Source organism: Butyrivibrio sp. AC2005 (genome assembly GCF_000424145.1).
Lineage (GTDB): Bacteria > Bacillota > Clostridia > Lachnospirales > Lachnospiraceae > Butyrivibrio.
On the sequence record NZ_KE384139.1, the window covers coordinates 83223 to 103597 of the forward strand.

Genomic DNA, 20375 nt, shown 5'->3' on the forward strand with positions numbered 1-20375 from the left:
GTGTATGTAGTTTAGACGAGTGCTGTATTGCCTTTTTGTCTATGTGTCAATTATACCATATTTTGTGTTTTTGAAACATCAAAATTACAAGTAATTGTGGTATGTACCCTTTGAAAAAATCATTATTTTTATGGTATAATTTTTATATCTATGAAGACATCTTTTCTTTATGGATTTACAAAATTCTTTTTGGGGGAGGCGCAAATATCTTGGCACTTTTTGGCAGGAATAATGAAGATGAATATCAGAATAATTACTTGCCATTGGAAGAGTTTGCACCTACCATCAGCAGGCAGGAGGTCGTTAAGCGCAAAAAGCTTTCCGAACTCATATCCCCCATTCGCGACATTCCCACAGCTTTAAAAGGGCGAAGAGATCAGATTGAAGGTGATCTTAATTCATTTTCTTCCGAACAGGACGAAAGCTTTTCAGAGCTCTCATCGGATATTACCGATATAACGAGCGCTTTTGAAGGGCATATTGATGATGTAAAAACCTTAAATGAGACCATGGAGAAAATTCGCGAAGCTCTCTCTTCCATTAAAGATACAACAGATAACCTCCCGGAGCTTCCGGACAAATCAGGCCTTGAGGATGGTCCTGAGATTCCTCAGATTAATCTGCCCAAACTCTCTGAAGAATATATGCCTGATCCGGGACTGGTTTCACAGATAAGAAGCTACTCTTCTTTTTCACATATTTTAAAAAAATCAGTTGAATACACACTTTCATCTCTTGAGCAATATCACAAACAGGTGCAGAGTCTTTCCGAAAAGAAGGATAAACTTGAAGCCCTGGCTTCAGAAGCTGATCTTCTGGCTATACATACTACTATAGAAGCCACACATATGAATGAAGAGAGCCGGGAGTTTTCCACTAAGGTAGCTGCTCAGGTCGGTGATCTTTCCCGTAAGATACATGATATATCTGCCGCACTGGATGCAGAACTTATTGCACTTGAGAATGGCTTTAAGACTGTGCGCTCTTCAGTGCATACCATTCAATCAGCCCACAGAGATACGACAAGATATGCTGATATGTACTCCGCAGCAAGTAATGAATATTACAGGCAGAGCACCAATTACGTAAACATTCTTATTCAGAGTCTGTCTACATTAAATCAGGATTTCAGGAAAACCATGGAAAAACGGAATGCCATACAGGAAGACTATCTGAAGGCTCTCGAGGTTTTTCGTTCAGATATTATGTCCTCTGCCCGTGAGATTATGTATAAGGGCCAAAGAATAGGAAGCGTATTGGACGGCTGCATACGCGGCTCTGCTTCTCTTTCCGAAGAAATGACCGAAACTCTCGAATGTATCAGTCAGCTTCAGGATTCTCTTGCTGCTGTACAAAAAACAGATGCCATAAGAAAATCGAAGTATTCTTCTGCTCTTCTTAAGGCATTTGATCAGGATATCGTATGGCTTAGAAAAAAAATTGAAGGCGTTATCGAGGCCGCTGAAGAAGAGGGGTAAAAATAGAAGAGCCGATGCTATGCTAAGCATTGCACCGGTCTCTTTCTCCCTCATAGAATATAAACCGCAGAACGATTTATAAAGTGTATACTCTTTTCGCCGAACTTTTATTATATATAGATTTTATCACACTTTCTGAGAAACTCAATAATAAAAGTGTGATTTTTCGTATTTTTTATATCTTTTTTATAATTAGAACCTTATATATCTTGGTCTTCCTGAGCTGACTACATAATCCTCAGCAAAAATATAGGCCACAAGTTTTCCCTTATAATAAAACTCACATCTGTTGCCCTTAAATTCATCCATTACAAGAGTAATGGAATCAATTCTGATGCACTCTTCCGTCTCTGCATACCAGAGGCCTTGTACATTCTGTGCATAAGTGATTACAAAATCCTTAAGTTCACAGTAGTGGAATCTGTCATAAGTAATCAGCATTCTTGACTGCCGGCATTCATCCTTTCCTGCCTTGGGAATCCTGGCTCCTACTATCTTTATCCTTCCGCTTTTCATATGTCTGAAGGAAATCATAAGGTCATGTCCCTCTTCAAGTGCCTGATAAAGCACAAAGGGATGCGTACTGCAATAGAGCTTCTCGCTGCCATAGCCGAGTTTTCTCCGTAGCTGTGTCAGGACAAGCCTTATTTTCGCAAGGAAAGCCTCGTCATCATTATTCCTCTTCACCTGGAGCCTTAACATGACTGCATATTCAGCCTGAAGATAATAAAAATAAGCCTGCGAAATATCAACAGGTCCGCCAATTCCCTTGCGGTACATATCACCCATATCATAGGCAAGCTCTGCAAACTTACATCTATAATGACCTTTTCCTTCACTTATGAATTTCTTAAGTTCATATCGGTACTGACTGCGCAGGGCGCGTCTCATACCGACTCTGCTTTCATCTCTTTCTTTCATATTCCATATAATACCATAGTTGTCTTTCCTTTACACGCACGACTTTATTTCGTATACTTCTATAATGGACAGTAAATTTTTCCATATATTTAGTGATTTCTATCTTTTTTCATAAAGGAGTAATTATTTAATGTCAATAAAAAAGAAATATTCACATCTTGGTCTTTCTATTGTTTTTTATCTTGTAGTTTCAAATATTCTTGCAGCTATAGCAATCGGAATTGCTTCATCAGTCTACACTTTTAAATATTTATTTGCACTTATGCAGTCAGGTGAGATTGCTGACGCGTCTACAATGGATCCCAGACTTGTATCCGAAATTGCCAGCAAGTTTAGCACGGAGAATGCAGCACTTGTCAATCTTCTCTCCATGGGAATCAGTTATTTCATTGTAATTCCGCTTACAATACTTATTCTGAATTCCAAAAAATATAAGGACATTCCTATAAAAGGAGCTTTCAAGTTCTCAACTCCTTATGAGGACTCCATGAAAAAAACACTTTCTCCCGGGGAATTTTTCAATTTCCTGATGTTCATGTTCCCCATGGGTATTATAGGATCTGCCATCGGTAGCACACTTGCTTATATCATTACTGCAATCACCGGAAACAACATGAGTGATCTGCTGACTTCAATGCTCTCCAATATGTCACTTCCTGCAGTACTTTTACTAAGCGTTATTCTGGCACCTATATTCGAGGAAATATTGTTCAGATATGCTGTTATAGGATATGCAAGAAGGTTTGGTGAATGGAATGCTATTATCATTTCAGCTCTAATATTTGGTCTCATTCACACAAATATATTCCAGTTCTTCTACGCTTTCCTGCTTGGAATAATTCTTGGCTATGTTTACGTATATACAAGGCGCCTTATTTATACGATTATCATGCATGTAACCTTCAACTTCTTTGGCGCATTTGTACCGATGCTTATTGATCCTACACTTTCAGGAAAAGCAACGCCTGTAATGATCGCCTATACAGCATTCCAGTATCTTTTAGCTGTTGTCGGACTGATTCTTCTTATTCTGTTTGTTAAAAAGGGAAATCTTCTTGAGACTACGCCAAATGCTCCTATTCCGGGAAAATTCAGCAAGGATTCGATTCTGAATTTTGGTATGATAGCACTTATTATTGTGTGCATCGGACTTACCGTATTTATCGCGATGTCTATGTAATTCAAAAGCCCGCCGGAATAATCCCGGCGGGCGTATTTTATGCATAACCTTACAGCATCTCTACAGGTTCTTGCGAAAAATCTGCAAAACCATTTTTATATAAGTCCTGAACAAATTCTACTGCTCTCTGTCCGGAGTCCTCGATCGAAACGTTCTGGCTGTAAATGTACTCTACCTTATTTCCATTTGCCATAATGAAGTTGACCTGCGTTCCGATAATCTGTCCGTCACCGACATCCATTCCTACAACCTCAACATCGGTAACCTCACGAACACGTCCAGCTGCAAATAATACTCTCATATTATAAACCTCCTTTTTTCACTCCATATTATAATCAGTCATCGGAATCATCCGAATCAAAATTGATTTCCTTAAGCCTCTGTGCCTGCTTGTAGATTCCATCAAGAGACGCTTTAAAACGTTCAAATTTATCAACGGCATCCTGAGCATTCTTAAGTCCGTCATTTGACAATGCTGCAACCTCTTCACTCGTAGCTGACAAATTGGAGATATTGTCGTTAATCTCATTAGTGGAGTTATTGATCATTTCCATACTGTTTCCAATCTCGTCAATTTTCTCCATGAGGTTCTCAACATTGCTGTTTATCGTCTCAAACGCAGTAGCTGTATCGCGAATAACCTGATTCTGGAGCTCAACGGATTCAACAGTATTATCGATACTCTCCATAGCCTTGTTGGCATCCTCTGTGAGTTCGCCGATAATCTTGGTAATCTCATTTGAAGCGTTGTTGGTCTGTTCAGACAGTTGTCTGATATCCTCAGCAACTACCGCAAAGCCTTTTCCTGCCTCACCGGCTCTTGCTGCCTCAATTGAAGCATTCAGAGCAAGAAGGTTTGTCTGCTTTGAAATCGCCATAATGGATCCCAAAATCTTCTGTACTTCTTCAACCTTGTTCAGAACTGCCTTGGTTGATTCAGCGGTTATCTGGCTGGCTGAACGTACACCTCTGGCTTTGTCTCTAAGAACCTCTATTGTCTTTGAAACCTCCTGAACGGTTTCCTTTGTACTCTCGGAAGCTTCTATCATGTGTTGACGCTGAGTATCCGCAACCTGTGTCTGCTCCTTGATTTCGGCAACCTTCTGTGCTTCATCGGTTACCGCATTGGCAGTACTTTCTGTTGATCCCGCTATATCCTTCATCCCGTTGCTTGTGTTTTCAATTATGCTTTCAAGTTCATCTATGCTGCCCTGTGCCTGATCGAAATGCTTGGAGATACTGCGGGCAATTTTACCCATATCATGACTTGCAGCCTCCTGCACCTGATTATGTTCCTCAATTGTAGCAAAATGCTCCTGATTAAAGGTATCCAGAAGGTTTTGTGCAAAATATGATGCCATAATAAGAAGTATTGTAGCGATTCCGGAAAGAATTATTTCAGTCGTGCTTCTTTCACCATTAGCCATTACACGTATAGCACATATTATATACATCAAGAGGATAACTGTACTTCCACCGAATATAATGCGCTTATTCATATAAATAATGGAACAAACAAGAATCGGAAGTCCGAACATAACATAGAATAACTGTTTTTCAACCAGCATTACGATTATGAATGTAACCGTCGCTCCAACCATTATCAGGACCGATCCGAGCTTTTCCTCCTTGAATCTTGTCACACCCGCGCTCATTACGGCCACACTGATAAGCACCGCTACAAGCTCAAGGATTCTGCCACCGGAAAAGCCGAGGGTAACTCCCTCAATAAGAAAGGCGAGCGCACAGGTTGCCACAATAATAAGGCATACTGCATACGCTCGCTGGTTAGCACGAGAGAATTGATATTTATCCATAATGTCCTCCTGAATAAGAAACGTGACAATAGTTTCAATACATTTTCACATATTCTATTTTATCAGAATGGACGAAATTCAGTTCTTAATTTTTACTAAATAAAGATTTCTGCTCTTTAGAATTAGTTAATAATTTATCGTTGTTTTTATAATTATTCAGTTCAATCATTGTCTGTCAAAATAATTCCTGCCACTGCATATAAAATAGGTTCGGATGTAGCCATCGGTTGAGACAAATGCTATTTCATTAGTTTTCTCAAGGTAGTAGACGTCATCACCGTCTTCTGCTTCATTTTTATGAAGTGCCTCAGGGTTATTTATCAATGCATTTGCAGCGTCAAGGTAATCCTGCTCCGAGGCAAAACCCATCTCATGGCCATGCTTCTCGAAGTGACTGCTAAGCTTTTGTTTGTTTCTAAAGCTATAAGTTTTAAGTGCTACAGTTTCCTCATTTTCAAGGGCGTCAGCATTTTCTTTTGTTTCCTCTTCAATGGAGTTAACATTTTCTTTTGTTTCCTCTTCCTGCGCAGCCTTCTCCTTTTCCTCAATTGCAGAAATGGCTGCTTCAGCAGCGGCAGTGGTATCATCATCAGAGTTTTTGATGATCTGAGCTGCATTCTGAACTGTTTCGTGGGATATCGCGCTGTCTGAAGATGAACTATTGTCCGAAGAGCTCGTCTCAAAGGCTCGGAACTGGGGATATGCTATAAGATATAGTGCACATAGGAAAATGAGTGTAAGCATTCCCATGTAGTAGGATTTGTTTTTCTTATGTCTTCTCATGTTAGCCCTCATCCGTCAGCTTCGCTGACACCTTCTCCGCTCCGCTTCGGTCCGCGCATAGCCATCGTCCCCCGGACGATGTGCGCCCCCAGAGGGGGAAGGCATATATCATTTTTCTCTACACAAATAAAAATCATTTGTAAACAAATTCTCTCTGAATCCAGAAGCTAAGCAGGAATAAAACGCAGTCAACGGGTATTTTTACAAAGAGCTCGGGTGAACTGCTGAAATAGCCATGAATATAGGTAACACCATAGCCACTAAGGAGCATAATAATCACAGCCAAAACAGCATATTTTACTGCGGAAAAAAGCCTGCTGCCACTTCCATTAAATACCACTTTATAGTTAATTGTAAAGTTGTAGGCAGCAGATATCACTCTCGCCAATATGGTTGAGAGCATAATATAGCCTACAGGAAGCCCCTGTGCATATTTGAAAATCCTGCAAAACAAAGCAAACATCAACATATCTACCAGACTTGATGAGAGCGATGATATTATAAATTTCCCAAACATTGCATAGATTCTGATAGAATCCTTTATTGGATGAAAATGGCTGGATTTATTCTCTTCAATATAGATTGTCTGAATATCAACCTCTCTTATGGAGATTCCCTGTGTCTTAGTGGCAAGAAGCATATTGGTTTCAAATTCAAACCTCTCGCCCTTTTCATTCAGAAGATATTTCATGAATTCCGCAGGTATTGCTCTTAATCCTGTCTGAGTATCTGTTACACTGACACCTGCCAGTGACCCCATTACTCTGCTGGTTGTCTTATTTCCAAAAACAGACCTGGCGGGTATTCCGCTCTCGTCAAAATTCCTGCACCCCATGATAAGTGAATCAGGATATTCCAGGAGATCCGCCTTTACGCGTTTTATATCGGTAGCGGTATGCTGTCCGTCTGAGTCGGCGGTTATGACGCCAACAAGCTCCGGATATTCTACCAGGCAGTAGTTAAAGGCATTCTTAAGTGCACGCCCTTTTCCCATATTCACGGCATGTCTTAAGACCACTGCGCCATAGTTCTCCCTGGCTGCCCTGAAAATGTCTCCAAAAGTATTCTCGTCCGAACCGTCGTCAACGATTATCACCGGGGACAGCTCAGCATTCTGAAGGTCATCAAGAAGATTTATTAATTTTTCGTCCGGCTCGTAGGCCGGGATTATTATAGGTACTTTATTTAGCATGTTAGTATAAATAAACCGGAGTGAGGGTTATTTTCTCTCCTGTATCATTGATTTTATATAATTTCCAAAATTCAAATTCTTCACCGTTTTCCATAAATCCGGAGAAGGCATTCTTATCCAAAAGCTCTGCTGATTCCGCAAAGAAATATTCAGCATGGCTTTTTCTTATCTTATCAGTGATGGATAGCGCATCATCAGCCTCAGTAAGTGTATCATAAACAGCAGGGATAGGGGATACTTCTTTACTTATGTAGGTATCGTGCACCCAATGTCCTATATTGCCGCTTCTTAAGTTCAACACCCTATGCCCCCAGAGCACTCTGTGGCCATATAGAGCCTCAACAAAACGCTGTCCGCCATCATCTACCATCTCTTCATTGTAGGCCGCTTTTTCATCCAGATTATCGTGATAGCCGATAAGAGCCTTATGGATGCCAACATAATCACTATTTGCCAGAACAAATAGGGTTATTCCAAGATAAACGATGTTCCTTTTATTCTTCCAGTAATTATCATTATCAGGGTCTCCTGCCTCCTCTATCGCTCTGTTGCTGCATGCATAGGCAAGGGCAATACCAATCAGCAGATACATTCCCCCCATGGTAAAGGGTGCACCGTATCTTGCAATTGAATTAGTCATTGCAAAGGCATCGAGGTACTGGTCCTCAGCCTGAAAAAGCGAGATGTGTGCTACAAAAATTATTCCATAAGAAACGATTCCCGAAATAATGAAAAACCAAAGAATGCTCCTACTTTCCTTATAATGAATAATATCCGTTTTTATCATCACAGCTATCGCCGCAAATATCAGGATTATCATGACTCCTATAGGAATATCAAGAGTAACATTGTGATCAGCATGCATGGGCATTGTCCACAGTCCAAGGAAAAAATACCAGGCCTTATCCCCTGCATTTGCGGGCACTACGTAGGAACCTGTTGCCATTTTTATACCAAGTCCCGTAGCCTTGGCTACTCTCCTGTTAACAAAGCAGAAAACAAGCCAGCTTCCATAGGCTGCCGCAGCAAATAGTACTGATAAGATGATTCCCTTATATGAAGCAATTTTACTCCGTCTACCTAAATTCAACATAAAATAAAAGATAAGAGCGAAAATTGCCCACTCGAATCCAACAGACTTTGTAAGCAGAAGAACCGCTGTATAAAGTGCAATCCTTCCATAGTAGAATAATTCGCGATGTCCGTCCCTGTCCCAGATTGCATACAAAAGAGCACCATAGACAATTCCCATTGTTATGTCAGCAGGTGTTCCATAGAATATTATTCCGTTTATTATCCCTGGAAGCATGAATGCCAAAACTGTGGCAGGAGCAGAAAACTTACTGCCAACATGCTTAATAAGCGGCATAAGAAAAACGCCGTTTAGCGCATAGTATCCGGCAAACTGTAGTCCCTCTATGTATTTTGAAGGGCTGAATATCAGAAATATCCATTTAAAAATTGACGTTCCCGGAGGATAATCTCCAAACTCAGGAGATACATTCCCATATTTCCCTGGGAAGCCATTCATATAATAGAGCTGTTTAGCATCAGATGACCAGAAATTTATATCATCCCACCAGGTAGCTATCTGATCCTTAGTTAGGAAGGTTACCATGGCAAGAATAAATATAAACGCGAAAACTTCGGGCTGTATAAATGCCCGAAGACTTCTTTTTAAAATATGTCTGTTGTGATTTATTCTTATTATCTTCTGCCTGCCGCTGATGGTTTTCTTTGCAATGACATCAGCAATCAGAAGTCCTGCAAAGGCACAGATTACCAGGATAGATCCGAGGTAAACAAGCTTCATACCTCTGAAAAATGCCAGTACATACAGAGCAAGAATCTGAATCGCGCCTGTTACGGCTATTGTGTCGCATATGCTTTCCCTGAATTTAACTGACAGCAGGGTTGCTGTTATAAAAAATGATATTGGTATTAAAAACCACATGTTGTTAGTGTTCTCCGGTAATTCTAATTGTCTTGTTCCCCTCATCCGGCGCTTCGCGCCACCTTCCCCCCAAGGGGAAGGCTTTTATTTTGACTTCAGCAGGGTTTTCACAGTTTAAATAGCGTCCCGATAAGGCCGCGACCGAGGCTGGCGCCAATGTTTCCGCCAAGTGTTTTTCCAAACTTGCCAAAGCCCTTGCCTGCTGCCTTGCCGACTTCTCGGCCAACTGTTCCGCTGACTGTGGACGCTACTGACTTGGCTGCACGTTTCTTGGCAGCTTCTTCCTGCTGTTTCTTACGTTCCTCAGCCCTTATCTTAGCGGCAGCTTCTCTCTCCTCTGCCTTTTTGGCAGCTGCTTCTTCCTTTATTCTGGCTTTCTCAGCTTCAGCTTCTGCCTTTGCCTTTGCAGCTTCCTCAGCATCAAGGACTCCCTTCCGCTGAAGCATCTCATAGGCAGAATCAGAATCCACTGAGTTAGCGTATTTACTGTAAAGGATACTACCCTTAATGGCATTATCTCTTGCTGCATCATCTACTCCGCCAATCTTACTCATAGGAGGAAGGATAAAAGCCCTGCGCACGATGCCGGGAGTTCCGTTTTCATCAAGGAAGGAAACAACAGCTTCTCCTGTTCCAAGCTCCATAATCGCATCATATGTCTTAAATTCCGGATTCTCCCTAAAGGAATCAGATGCTGCCTTAACTGCCTTCTGATCAGCAGGTGTGTAGGCATGAAGAGCATGCTGAATCTTATTTCCAAGCTGCGCAAGCACTCCGTCCGGAATGTCCCTTGGATTCTGAGTCACAAAGTAAACGCCCACGCCCTTGGAGCGAATAAGCTTAACCACCTGTTCAATTTTATCAAGAAGTGCCTTGGAAGTATCCTTGAAAAGAAGATGCGCCTCATCAAAGAAAAATACCATCTTAGGCTTTTCCATATCTCCCACTTCCGGTAATGTCTCGAATAGCTCCGAGAGCATCCACAACAGAAAGGTTGAGTACAAAACACCATTATTGATAAGGCTCTCAGAATCAAGAATATTGATCATGCCGCGCCCGTTTGTATCAGTAGTAAACCAGTCCGTGAGATTAAGCGCAGGCTCGCCAAAGAAAACCTCGCCTCCCTGTGTTTCAAGAGAAACCACACTTCTTAAAATAGCACTGATAGACTGGGGACTCATTTTGCCGTAATCAGCTGCATAGTCCTTGTTATTTTCAGAAAGCTCGTTCAAAAGGGCCTTTAAGTCCTTAGTATCGAACAGAAACCATCCATTGTCATCAGCTATCTTAAATGCAATTGTAAGGATATCACTTTGAAGATCGTTAAGTCCCAGAATGCGCGAAAGAAGAATGGGCCCCATCTCGGAGATAGTTGTTCTGAGCTGAATTCCCTTTTCTCCAAATAAATCCCAAAAAGTTACAGGATATTTTTTATATTCATAGCCTGTCCCGGATAATGAAAAGCGTTCTATCCTCTCCTCCATTCCTGAGCCTTCCTGTATCATGCCAGCAAGGTCACCCTTTACATCAGCAAGAAAAACCGGAACGCCCATATCTGAGAAGGATTCCGCAAGAACTTTTAATGTAACTGTTTTTCCTGAACCGGTAGCTCCGGCAATAAGTCCGTGTCTGTTTGCCATTTTAGGCAAAAGGCTTAGGGCCTCCCCATTATCAGCCGTAGCAACCCACACTTTTCCCTCTTTAACCATTTTTCATACCCTCCTAATTATATTTTCAGAATTCGTCTACAACACCTTCCATGAAAAAATCCTTGTAATAGGTCTTATAATCAGCATCTATCTTCCTGCACTCATCAATATATGCCTGTTTAACCTCATCTGCACTAAGCTCATAGCCATGGTTGGCCGCAAACTCAACCATTCCTTCAAGAATCAGAGCATTCCTCTTATCATTAAGCTCTTCGGTAAGACTTGCTACCTCTGTATCAATAGAATGAAGCTTCGCACCAAAATCTGCACGTAGATCAGGATCCTGTTTTAATTTCTTAAAAAAATTATCCATGAAAAAACCTCCGAAAAAATGATTTACGAAAACAGCATCTTCAAAGCACTCTCATACTCTCCAACCTGGCTTTTATGAACAGAATCACATATTTCTCTGCATTTCTTTCTGGATTCTTCGGAGTCAGATATCTCTATCCCATGTTCCTTTGCAAAGTCATTTATCGCCCCAATAACAAGCTTGTCACGACTATGGTTGTACTCATTTATAATTTCATTCATCTCATCAGTTTTACCGGCAAGATAATCTCTTAACTCGCTTCTGAACTCTGTATCGTCTTTCAGCTTTTCAAAGAATTTGTTCATTCAAATGCCCCTCCTGACACATGAAAATACAAAATAGAAAATCTACATCTATTTTAACTACAATTACAGCTCAAAACAACAAACATAAAAAGATATAATATTCTTTTTATATTTGAAATATCTGAGTCTTTTCAGAAGAGTCAAAGTTATTCCTCTGCACCGCCACCGGCAAGCGTAAGCTTACCATCCATGAAAACGCTGAGTGTATCCTGCTTCACATCATGTGCTTCATTATCCTCATCAACAAGCACTCGTATGCCATCCGTTCCTGTGGGGATGTAATAAGGAGCGTTATCTTCATCATCCGCAGCCTCATCCCAGGAATATTCCAACGCAGCAGGAGCCGTATCACCCTTTTTTATCTTGCCATTTTCAAGCAGGTAAGTATTCATTACTGCATTTTCATACTCATAATGTGCATCAAGGATTAGATTCTTATGATCCTTATGGATAAGGAAAAAGTAATAGTCACTTGCTTCATTCTCCTTGTACCTCTGATAGTCATCTTCATAACTGATCATAAATCCATCAAGATAATAGTTTTCAATTTCCGGATTATAATCATATATGGTCGCTGCTTTTATGGTATTCTCTTCTCCGTCATCGTCTTCGTCAAAGTAAGTATTATCTCCTTCCGGCATCTGCATTATCCATTCATCCGGAACGTCCTTTGCAAACTCCTCCTTAAAAATCTTACCTTCCGTATCCTCTGAAAAGAATACAGTATTTGAAATAACAAATGGAGAAAATACAGATGAATCAAGCCAGAAGGTTATTCCCTGGGGATCAAGTGTCCATGAGCATTCAACACATTCCATACAGGTTTTGATAATGTCTTTTACCTTTTCCTTATCAATATCTGAGGTCTCTCCCATATAGTCAGTCATCACTTCATCAACATTCTTCTTAACCTTTTCTGATAGAAGGTCATAAAAAGCATCCTCATCAGCAACAATATCGGTCAGCTTAATTTCTTTTCCGCTATCCACATAATATGAATGTGCTATATAAGACACTCCATTAAAATCAAAGGAACCTTCATTGGTACATTCGTTGACAAAACTGAGGTACTTGCTGTCAGCTCTTCTAAGGTAAGTATACCAACTGCTATCAAAGGTATACTCATCATTCTCCTGTGCCTCTTCTTTGGAAATTGTGTAAGAATCATATTCATGTGCCGCAATATCATCTCTTGCCTCATTCAGACTTTCTGCAAGAGCACTATGAGATGCTGCATACTCTTTTTCAAGGGAAAGATAGCTGTAATAATGTTTTATGTATGGTATGTTTTTCGCATTCCATTCATTTTTATTTACCCTGTGGAGAAGTAATATTGGTGCTCCAGCATCAGCCTCTGATAGTGCTGTACTATCCTCGACAATTTCTAAAGAACCCTCAGCGTTTTCAGACACTTCCTCTGCCACTTCTGAACTTTCGGATGAAGATTCAGATATTTTATAATCATCCGCCTCATCCTCAGAAAGATTTTCAGAAGAATTAGCGGCACTATTTTTCTCAGTATCAGCTGTGCTGTTTTCCACAGATTCAGTCCCAGTACTTTTCGCCGGTTCTTCCGATGCTTCTTCCGCTACTTCGTCAAGCGTGCTACTTTGCACAGATACTTCCTTTTCTTTACCTTCCGCAACCTGACCACAGCCGGAAAGTGAACAGCCTATCATTGCAGATACAAGAATTAAAGACAATGTTTTAGATTTCATTTGATTCCCCTCTTTAACCTAAATGATTTCATCATTTTCCATATAATTATAATCGTTTTCACGATTGATTTTAACCCTGTCTTCGGTACCCTAATATAAAATAATTATTAAATTGTCATGGTTGCATGCTTGCTCGCAGCCATCCTTTCTCTATTCTTATAATTATCTTCTAATCTCAATCAATATTGCATATTTCTTTTGCAGTGACGTACTCAATATTTATGGGTTAGACCAACAAATCCTTTATTGAGCTTTTAGACTGATACACTTTAGCTTGCTGAAATTATGCCTCTGCATGAGTTCAGTCATCTCGCGAACAATTCTTTATTTTGACGTAAGCAAAAATTTTGCTGTTATTCCAGCATATAAATTTTGCTAATTATTGACGTAAATGTGCAGTGTTGAAAAAAAACTATTCTATGCATTTTACGTCTATTCCCCATGATATTATCTCATTGGTATAATCCTCTAATTTGATGGTATTCCATTATTCATTATTCCTCATCCATTGACCGAATTATCTTGGATTGCACGAACACATCACCTGAATAAGTTACGTCTATTTGCGAACAAATCAGCCTCCTGGCATAACAGACATTTTTGCGTTAGCCCAATTCTCTCTCAAAAACTTTTGCTGACGTACCCACCTTCAAAAAAGCAGGCTTCTTGCACAGACCTCTTGCGCAAAAATGCATAAATACCCACAAAAAAGTCATAATATTCAAGAAAAAGCAAAGCTCCTCAGAATAAACCGAGGAGCTTTGCTTTTTCTCTACTTTGCAGTGCAATATTTTCTTTCAAAAACCTATGATCAATTTACATTTGTGCCATGAAGCATCTTACAGTGAGCTGATTATATAGTTCCATATAGCAGTAGTGGGCTTGGGATTATAATGGATTCCATCAGGTGATATCTCTATATTGTTCTGAACAAAGGAATACAGATCTATTACCCTGACACCATGAGCGCCTGCCCATGCAGTAATGTTCCGGTTAAAAGCTATCATCTTCTCATTGGGGTAGTTTGCGGTGTCAAAATCGCCACTTAGGAATTCATCCCTTGTGGGACCAACAGTGCAGACAATTACTGTCTTCCCCTGGCTGATAAGATTCTCATAAACCTGCTCATATAATGCAGCATCATTGTTATCATTGCAGCCAAGCCATGAAACCAGCGTATCAAATTCGTCCATACTATGGCTTCCAAGTACATCCGTCAGGTATGCACAATGACAGCCATCTCTTGCAAAAACTCTTATTCCGCCGGCATTATAATCATATATTTCCGAAGTATTTCCATCAAACATATCAACGGTTCGTGAATCACCTACAAAGAAGATTTTTCCCAAACCTGCGTTGCCTGACTGATTTTCATCCTGCTGATTGTTTGTCTGGTCATCATTTGTCTGTTGATCGTTTGTCTGGCTATCATTCGACTGCTGCTCATTTGCTTGCTGATCATTCGTCTGCTGGTCATTTGCTTGCTGATCATTCGTCTGCTGCTCATTTGCCTGTTGATTGTCGGATTCGGTTGAAGTGCTATCTTTTGTATCTGCCGTATCGGACTCAGAATCCTGTACATCAGTATCTGAATCAGAACCATCAGCATTATCTGTATCAGTTAAACCATCCTCTGATGAACTATCCGGCTGCGAGTCACCTGCAGTATTCGAAATTGAAGGGCTGCTGTCGAAGTCAAAATCAGATGAATCATCATTTGATGTATCATGCGAATAACTCGGCGTAGAAGGCATTCCCGGGTCAGGATCATAATCATAAGCATCACTTGAACTATCTCCCGATGGTCCATCATAGCTTAAGCCTGAATCATCCGCCATGCTGTCATTATCATAAGGCTCTGCACCGGAGCCGGTATCTACTGATTCATTTGCCGACTCCCCCGGAGCAGCATCCATAGTCTCATATGAAGCCGGTGTAGTATTGGTAGTAGCAGTGTTATTACCATCACTGCATCCCGCCATTATGAGACAAGCTACAGTGATAGCCGTAAGTAGTCTTTTTTTCATAGTATTTTTTCTCCCAAATGTTTTTTTCATACATTCATATATAATAACACTACTATCCATCTAAAAATGTGAATTTTTATTGTCCCCTTACCTTCTGATCACATTAAGCAGAATCCTTTTCTGTGAAAGTTTAAACTGAGTACGCTTTTCCACCACATCTCTGCAGTAATCGAGTTTTTCCTGCATATCGGTTACCATCTTCTCAAGCTCAGTTATAATCGATTCATCCTTTTCTTCTGCAAGAAGGAGGAAGGTGTCCTCTGTCATCTTCATGGATTTAACAGCAAATAGCTTTTTGTTTTCTTCAATCTCAATTTCATCGGTAAGAATACTGATATCATAAAGTATCATCGGATTGCGGCTTGCAACTACGTCTATCTCATCAGCTATACGAATTACAGCTGCAAGGTAGGGAAGACACACAGTATTTCCGTTAGGAAGTTTATAATCGGCCGGATATTCCCTCTCATCAAAGAGATCTGTCTTCCTGTGGCCTCGCGCTATCTGCTTAATGGCATGCACATGTTCAGGAGATGGAATATCATACAAATCAGCATATTTTTCTATATAAAGCGCACTAAATTCATGATGATACTTTCTCACAAAATCAGCCTTCGTATCATTTGGATGCTCCTCAAAATAATAATCTGCACCCATTTTTTTACTGAATTCTTCATAGTCCTTATCACTTATTCCCATTCCAACATCATGAAGATAGCATGCTGCCAAAAGAATATAGATTTCATCAGCATTAAGCTTCTCTATCTGCTTTTCACCAATAATGCGGTTGCAGGCATCTATCACCGTAAGACTATGCAGCTCAGTATGATCTGTGTACTCCGGAAAAATGGCTTTGTACCTTGACAGAACATTTTGCATAACTAATACCAAATCCTTAAATCTGCTATGCAAATCCTTATCCATCTTTAGCAATGTCTTTTCAAGAAGAAAATCGTTTGACTCCAGAGAAGCAAGATTGTCTTCTTTAATCTCGATAGTAAGGACATTTAACCCCAATAGATTCTGATAGTTGACATCGCTTGCAATTTTCTGAACCATCCTGATTCCGATATTATTAGTCTCTTCATTTGCCGTTAAAAGCTCTGCCATCTCTACGGGGTCAAAAGGCATACAATCATCCTTAATCCTAAGAAGAATATCTCCCCTCTTGTAAATAGTCTTGATATTCAAGGCATGCTTTTTATTATCGGCAGAAAAGCCATGCCTTACAACATTTCCTGCCATCTCCTCAAGACTAAGCGCAGAGTACATCGCTGCCTTTTTTCCTATGCCATGTTTCTCGCAGAACTGCTGAACCTTCTCTGAAGAATCAGCAACGTCGTTCATATCACGTATCGGAAGATCAAGTGAATCCTCAGGAGCCGCACCAAAGTCAGGCTTTATGAACAGCACCTCATCCATGTTTCGCGGTAAGCGCTTCCAATATATTATGGAATATAGAGGAACTGTAAGAAGCGTCAATATAATTCCTATGGGATTGGCAAGCCACACACCTAAAGCTCCCATAACCGGGGCAAGAATAACTGCAGGAATAAGCATGGAGAAAAATCCGTCAAATACCGACTGGATATTCACGAAAAGGAAATGCCCTGTTGCCTGCAGGTAATTGGTCGCAACCTGACACATAAGAATAAGAGGTATACAAAAAGCATAAATGACAAATAGCTGATAGGTAAGATGATATACATTTGAATTCTTATCACTGAAAAAAATACTTGTAATAAATGGCGAAGCAAGAACGATAATAGCTGCAACAATGACCGAAAGACCCAGTCCCTTTGTCATAGCAATTTTAATTATCTTCTTCATTGAGTCCTTGTCCTCTTCACCTACGAAGACACTTACAAGCATTCGAACAATGGAACCGTTCCCCAGACAAAAGGCAAGAAAAATACCCGATACCATACTAAATGAAGCCTGTGCAGAAAGTCCGTCATTTCCTGCATATGTAAGCAAAATTCTGTTCAAAATAACATTACGTACAGAAAGGCAGAAAACAAGAAGTGCCCCGGGAACACCAATACCAATCAGCTTTATCAGATCGCTCCATAAGACATTTTTAATGTTGTAAGTTAGCTGTGCCTTGGAAGTAAAATAATACGGCACAAGAATAATGAAATAGACAAAGTTACTTATGGTTGTAGCAAGGGCAAGTCCCCAGACTCCAAGCTTAAAAACTGCAACTAGAAGAACATCCAGCACTACATTAGAGATTATCATTCCGGCTATACCTACATATCCCCTGCTATTTTGCCTCTCCATCTGCAGAAATGATGCCAACTGCTGTGAAAGAAGCATGGGAATTATTCCAAAGGAATAACCGACTATATATGTAGAGAGGCTTTGTTTAAGTGAATCATTGGCACCGAGGAAAGTCGCTAACTGCGAAGGAATTAAAAGACATAACCCGGAAAAAGCAACACCAATTATAATGCAAACGGTAATATTAAGTGAAAAGATTCCTTTGGTATCTTCCAGATTACCCTTGCCCATATATATGCCGCAAAGCACTGTAGAACCACCTAAAATGACAGAGGATAACGCCAGAATTATCTGAATTACAGGAAAGAATAATCCTATAACTCCAACCGTCGATGCATCTATGAATCTTCCTGCCATAGCACCATCAACTATGGAATTTATAGATCCCATGGCGAAAATAAGAATTTGAACCGGAAGCATACTGAAGAACAGTCTTGATAAAAGATCACCCGGTGTTTTAGATTTGCCACTCATAGAATCCCCCTCATCCGGCGCCTCGCTCAACCTTCCACAAAAAAGGGAAGGCTTTATTTCAACACACTAAAAAGAGCCTAATACTCATAAAAATCCATTTACAATTTATCATATTAGAAATGATGGATTTTCTAAATTTCGTATAAAAAAACTATGAGCAACTATTTTATAATTAATTGAAAAACCGGTAGCCATATGACTACCGGTCTCTTATTTCGTGAAAAATTATTTCTTATTAACAAGATCCTTAAGTGCCTTACCAGCCTTGAACTTAGGAGCTACAGAAGCGGGAATCTTGATGCTCTCGCCTGTCTGAGGGTTCTTACCTGTTCTTGCTGCTCTCTTTGTGGTCTCGAATGTACCAAAGCCAACAAGCTGAACCTTATCCTTTTTCTTAAGCTGCTTTGAAACAACATCAACAAAAGCCTTTACAGCCTTCTCAGAATCCTTCTTGGAAAGACCTGTCTCCTTTGCGATTGCTTCTACTAATTCTGTCTTGTTCATATTATTTTTCCTCCAATAATAAGAAAATTTAACTACATTGACTATACTAGCACCCGAAATGCCGAAAAACAAGCCTTTTTTGTCAAATAATGTCGAAATTTTCCGTATTTAAGCCTTTTTTGGTGATATGTATCAAAAAAATCTGATTATTCTTGTGAAAATCAGATATTGAAAGTTACAAATCAAGGTGATAGGCGGTTATTCACGACCACTCCAGCAATAAGTACAGAGTTTGCAAGGTTCCATAGGAATCGCCTCAACCATATCGTCCAGTCTGTGGTAATGAAGCGAAGTAAAGTTAAGCTCCTTCCTTATTTCTTCAAGCATAGCTTCATACTGCGGTGAGTCAGGATCTGTGTATTTTTTTACAGTCTCCTCTCCCGGCTTCGGATAGCCCTCAAGCTTTTCTATTACACGTCTTGTAATAAGCTCCATCTCCGAATTGGATCTGGAGAAATTGAGGTATTTACATCCATAGATAAGCGGCGGACATGCAGGTCTTATATGTACCTCTTTTGCTCCGCTCTTATATAAAAATTCTGTGGTCTCACGAAGCTGTGTTCCGCGTACGATTGAGTCATCAATAAGAAGAAGGCTCTGATTATTGATAAGCTGATTAACCGGAATAAGCTTCATCTTGGCTATCAGATCACGCCTTGACTGAACTGTTGGCATAAATGATCTGGGCCAGGTTGGTGTATATTTTACAAAGGGTCTTGAATATGGAATTCCCGATGCGTTGGAATAGCCGATGGCATGAGCAACACCGGAATCCGGAACTCCCGCTACAAGATCGGGATGGAGGCCTCTTTGCATGTCACGCTGGGCAAGCTTCCTGCCACAGCCATATCTCATATTTTCAACATTAAGTCCTTCGTAACAGGATGCTGGGAATCCATAATAAATCCACAGGAATGTACAGATTCGCATGTCATCAAAGGCAGGAGCAACTATCTCAACGCTCTCAGGCGTTATGAATGCTATCTCCCCCGGTCCCAGTTCCTTGTAGGGATCATAGCCAAGGTTCAGATAAGAAAAGCTCTCAAAGCATACGCAGTATCCCTCATCCTTATGGCCTATCTGAACAGGAGTCCTTCCGTATCGGTCTCTTGCTGCATAAATCCCCTCAGGTGTCATGAGAAGCAGGGTCATGGAACCCTTTATTATTTCCTGAGCGTAGCGTATTCCTTCCACAATAGTAACCTTCTGGTTAATAATGGAAGCCACCAGCTCTGTAGGGTTAATATCTCCTCCGCTCATCTCAAGGAAATGAGATCTGTTGTCAGCAAAGAGCTTATTTGTAATCTCTTCAATATTGTTGATCTTACCTACTGTTGTAATAGCGTAGGTGCCGTGATGAGAACGAACGATTAGCGGCTGTGGCTCAAAATCAGAAATACAGCCAATACCAAGATGTCCTTCCATCCTTAGCATGTCCTCTTCAAATTTAGGTCTGAAATATGACCTCTCTATGTTGTGTATGGAACGATCAAAGCCTTTTTTTCTGTCATAGACTGCAAGGCCCGCACGGCGAGTGCCGAGATGAGAATGGTAGTCTGTTCCGTAAAACAGATCGAAAACTGCGCTGTCACGCGATGCTACGCCAAAAAAACCACCCATGGAAACCTCCCTGAAAAATGATTATCATATGAACTATACGTTCTACATGATAACATATTGGAGGCACCATGTGTGGTAATTTTTTGGGAAGGCATCA

Annotated in this window: 16 protein-coding genes; 2 read left to right on the plus strand and 14 right to left on the minus strand. The window is 40.4% G+C overall.

Annotated features, from left to right (window positions below; translation table 11 throughout):
- Positions 1 to 209 precede the first annotated feature (209 nt).
- Positions 210 to 1478, plus strand: a complete 1269-nt coding sequence (locus G602_RS0122705; protein WP_026661085.1) for a hypothetical protein — start codon at positions 210 to 212, stop codon at positions 1476 to 1478.
- Between the two features lie 192 nt (positions 1479 to 1670).
- Here the strand turns inward: G602_RS0122705 and G602_RS0122710 are convergent, their stop codons facing one another.
- Positions 1671 to 2399 (minus strand): SEL1-like repeat protein, encoded by a 729-nt coding sequence (locus G602_RS0122710; protein WP_026661086.1) that lies wholly within the window; start codon positions 2397 to 2399, stop codon positions 1671 to 1673.
- 130 nt (positions 2400 to 2529) lie between these two features.
- Here G602_RS0122710 and G602_RS0122715 point away from each other — a divergent pair, with 130 nt between their 5' ends.
- A complete protein-coding gene (locus G602_RS0122715) occupies positions 2530 to 3579 on the plus strand; it encodes a CPBP family intramembrane glutamic endopeptidase (RefSeq protein ID WP_026661087.1) in 1050 nt (349 codons plus the stop codon).
- A gap of 49 nt (positions 3580 to 3628) precedes the next feature.
- On the opposite strand, the gene G602_RS0122720 is transcribed toward G602_RS0122715, so the two are convergent.
- From G602_RS0122720 to G602_RS0122785, 13 genes are all read right to left on the minus strand, one after another.
- The gene (locus tag G602_RS0122720; protein ID WP_026661088.1) at positions 3629 to 3880 is read right to left on the minus strand and encodes a hypothetical protein; all 252 of its coding nucleotides are present in this window, start codon (positions 3878 to 3880) and stop codon (positions 3629 to 3631) included.
- 34 nt (positions 3881 to 3914) lie between these two features.
- Positions 3915 to 5396: a methyl-accepting chemotaxis protein gene (locus G602_RS0122725; RefSeq protein WP_026661089.1), complete on the minus strand. Its 1482-nt coding sequence runs from the start codon at positions 5394 to 5396 to the stop codon at positions 3915 to 3917.
- 165 nt (positions 5397 to 5561) lie between these two features.
- The gene (locus tag G602_RS29570; RefSeq protein ID WP_049945434.1) at positions 5562 to 6179 is read right to left on the minus strand and encodes a hypothetical protein; all 618 of its coding nucleotides are present in this window, start codon (positions 6177 to 6179) and stop codon (positions 5562 to 5564) included.
- 133 nt (positions 6180 to 6312) lie between these two features.
- Entirely contained in the window at positions 6313 to 7371 is a 1059-nt protein-coding gene (locus tag G602_RS0122740; protein WP_026661090.1) for a glycosyltransferase, read from the minus strand.
- 1 nt (position 7372) lies between these two features.
- Positions 7373 to 9370 carry a hypothetical protein gene (locus tag G602_RS0122745; protein ID WP_155830053.1) on the minus strand — a complete coding sequence of 666 codons (1998 nt, stop codon included), beginning with the start codon at positions 9368 to 9370 and terminating at the stop codon, positions 7373 to 7375.
- A 62-nt stretch (positions 9371 to 9432) separates the two neighbouring features.
- Entirely contained in the window at positions 9433 to 11034 is a 1602-nt protein-coding gene (locus G602_RS0122750) for a helicase HerA-like domain-containing protein (protein WP_026661092.1), read from the minus strand.
- Positions 11035 to 11059: 25 nt separating this feature from the next.
- Entirely contained in the window at positions 11060 to 11347 is a 288-nt protein-coding gene (locus tag G602_RS0122755; protein ID WP_026661094.1) for a hypothetical protein, read from the minus strand.
- Between the two features lie 23 nt (positions 11348 to 11370).
- Positions 11371 to 11652: a hypothetical protein gene (locus G602_RS0122760; protein WP_026661095.1), complete on the minus strand. Its 282-nt coding sequence runs from the start codon at positions 11650 to 11652 to the stop codon at positions 11371 to 11373.
- A gap of 146 nt (positions 11653 to 11798) precedes the next feature.
- Positions 11799 to 13370 carry a hypothetical protein gene (locus G602_RS0122765; protein WP_026661096.1) on the minus strand — a complete coding sequence of 524 codons (1572 nt, stop codon included), beginning with the start codon at positions 13368 to 13370 and terminating at the stop codon, positions 11799 to 11801.
- Between the two features lie 839 nt (positions 13371 to 14209).
- Positions 14210 to 15397, minus strand: a complete 1188-nt coding sequence (locus G602_RS0122770; RefSeq protein WP_026661097.1) for an SGNH/GDSL hydrolase family protein — start codon at positions 15395 to 15397, stop codon at positions 14210 to 14212.
- An 87-nt stretch (positions 15398 to 15484) separates the two neighbouring features.
- Entirely contained in the window at positions 15485 to 18154 is a 2670-nt protein-coding gene (locus G602_RS0122775; RefSeq protein WP_026661098.1) for an HD domain-containing protein, read from the minus strand.
- A 225-nt stretch (positions 18155 to 18379) separates the two neighbouring features.
- Positions 18380 to 18658: an HU family DNA-binding protein gene (locus G602_RS0122780; RefSeq protein ID WP_022761419.1), complete on the minus strand. Its 279-nt coding sequence runs from the start codon at positions 18656 to 18658 to the stop codon at positions 18380 to 18382.
- A 198-nt stretch (positions 18659 to 18856) separates the two neighbouring features.
- Positions 18857 to 20278: an amidophosphoribosyltransferase gene (locus G602_RS0122785; protein ID WP_026661099.1), complete on the minus strand. Its 1422-nt coding sequence runs from the start codon at positions 20276 to 20278 to the stop codon at positions 18857 to 18859.
- Positions 20279 to 20375: the final 97 nt, after the last annotated feature.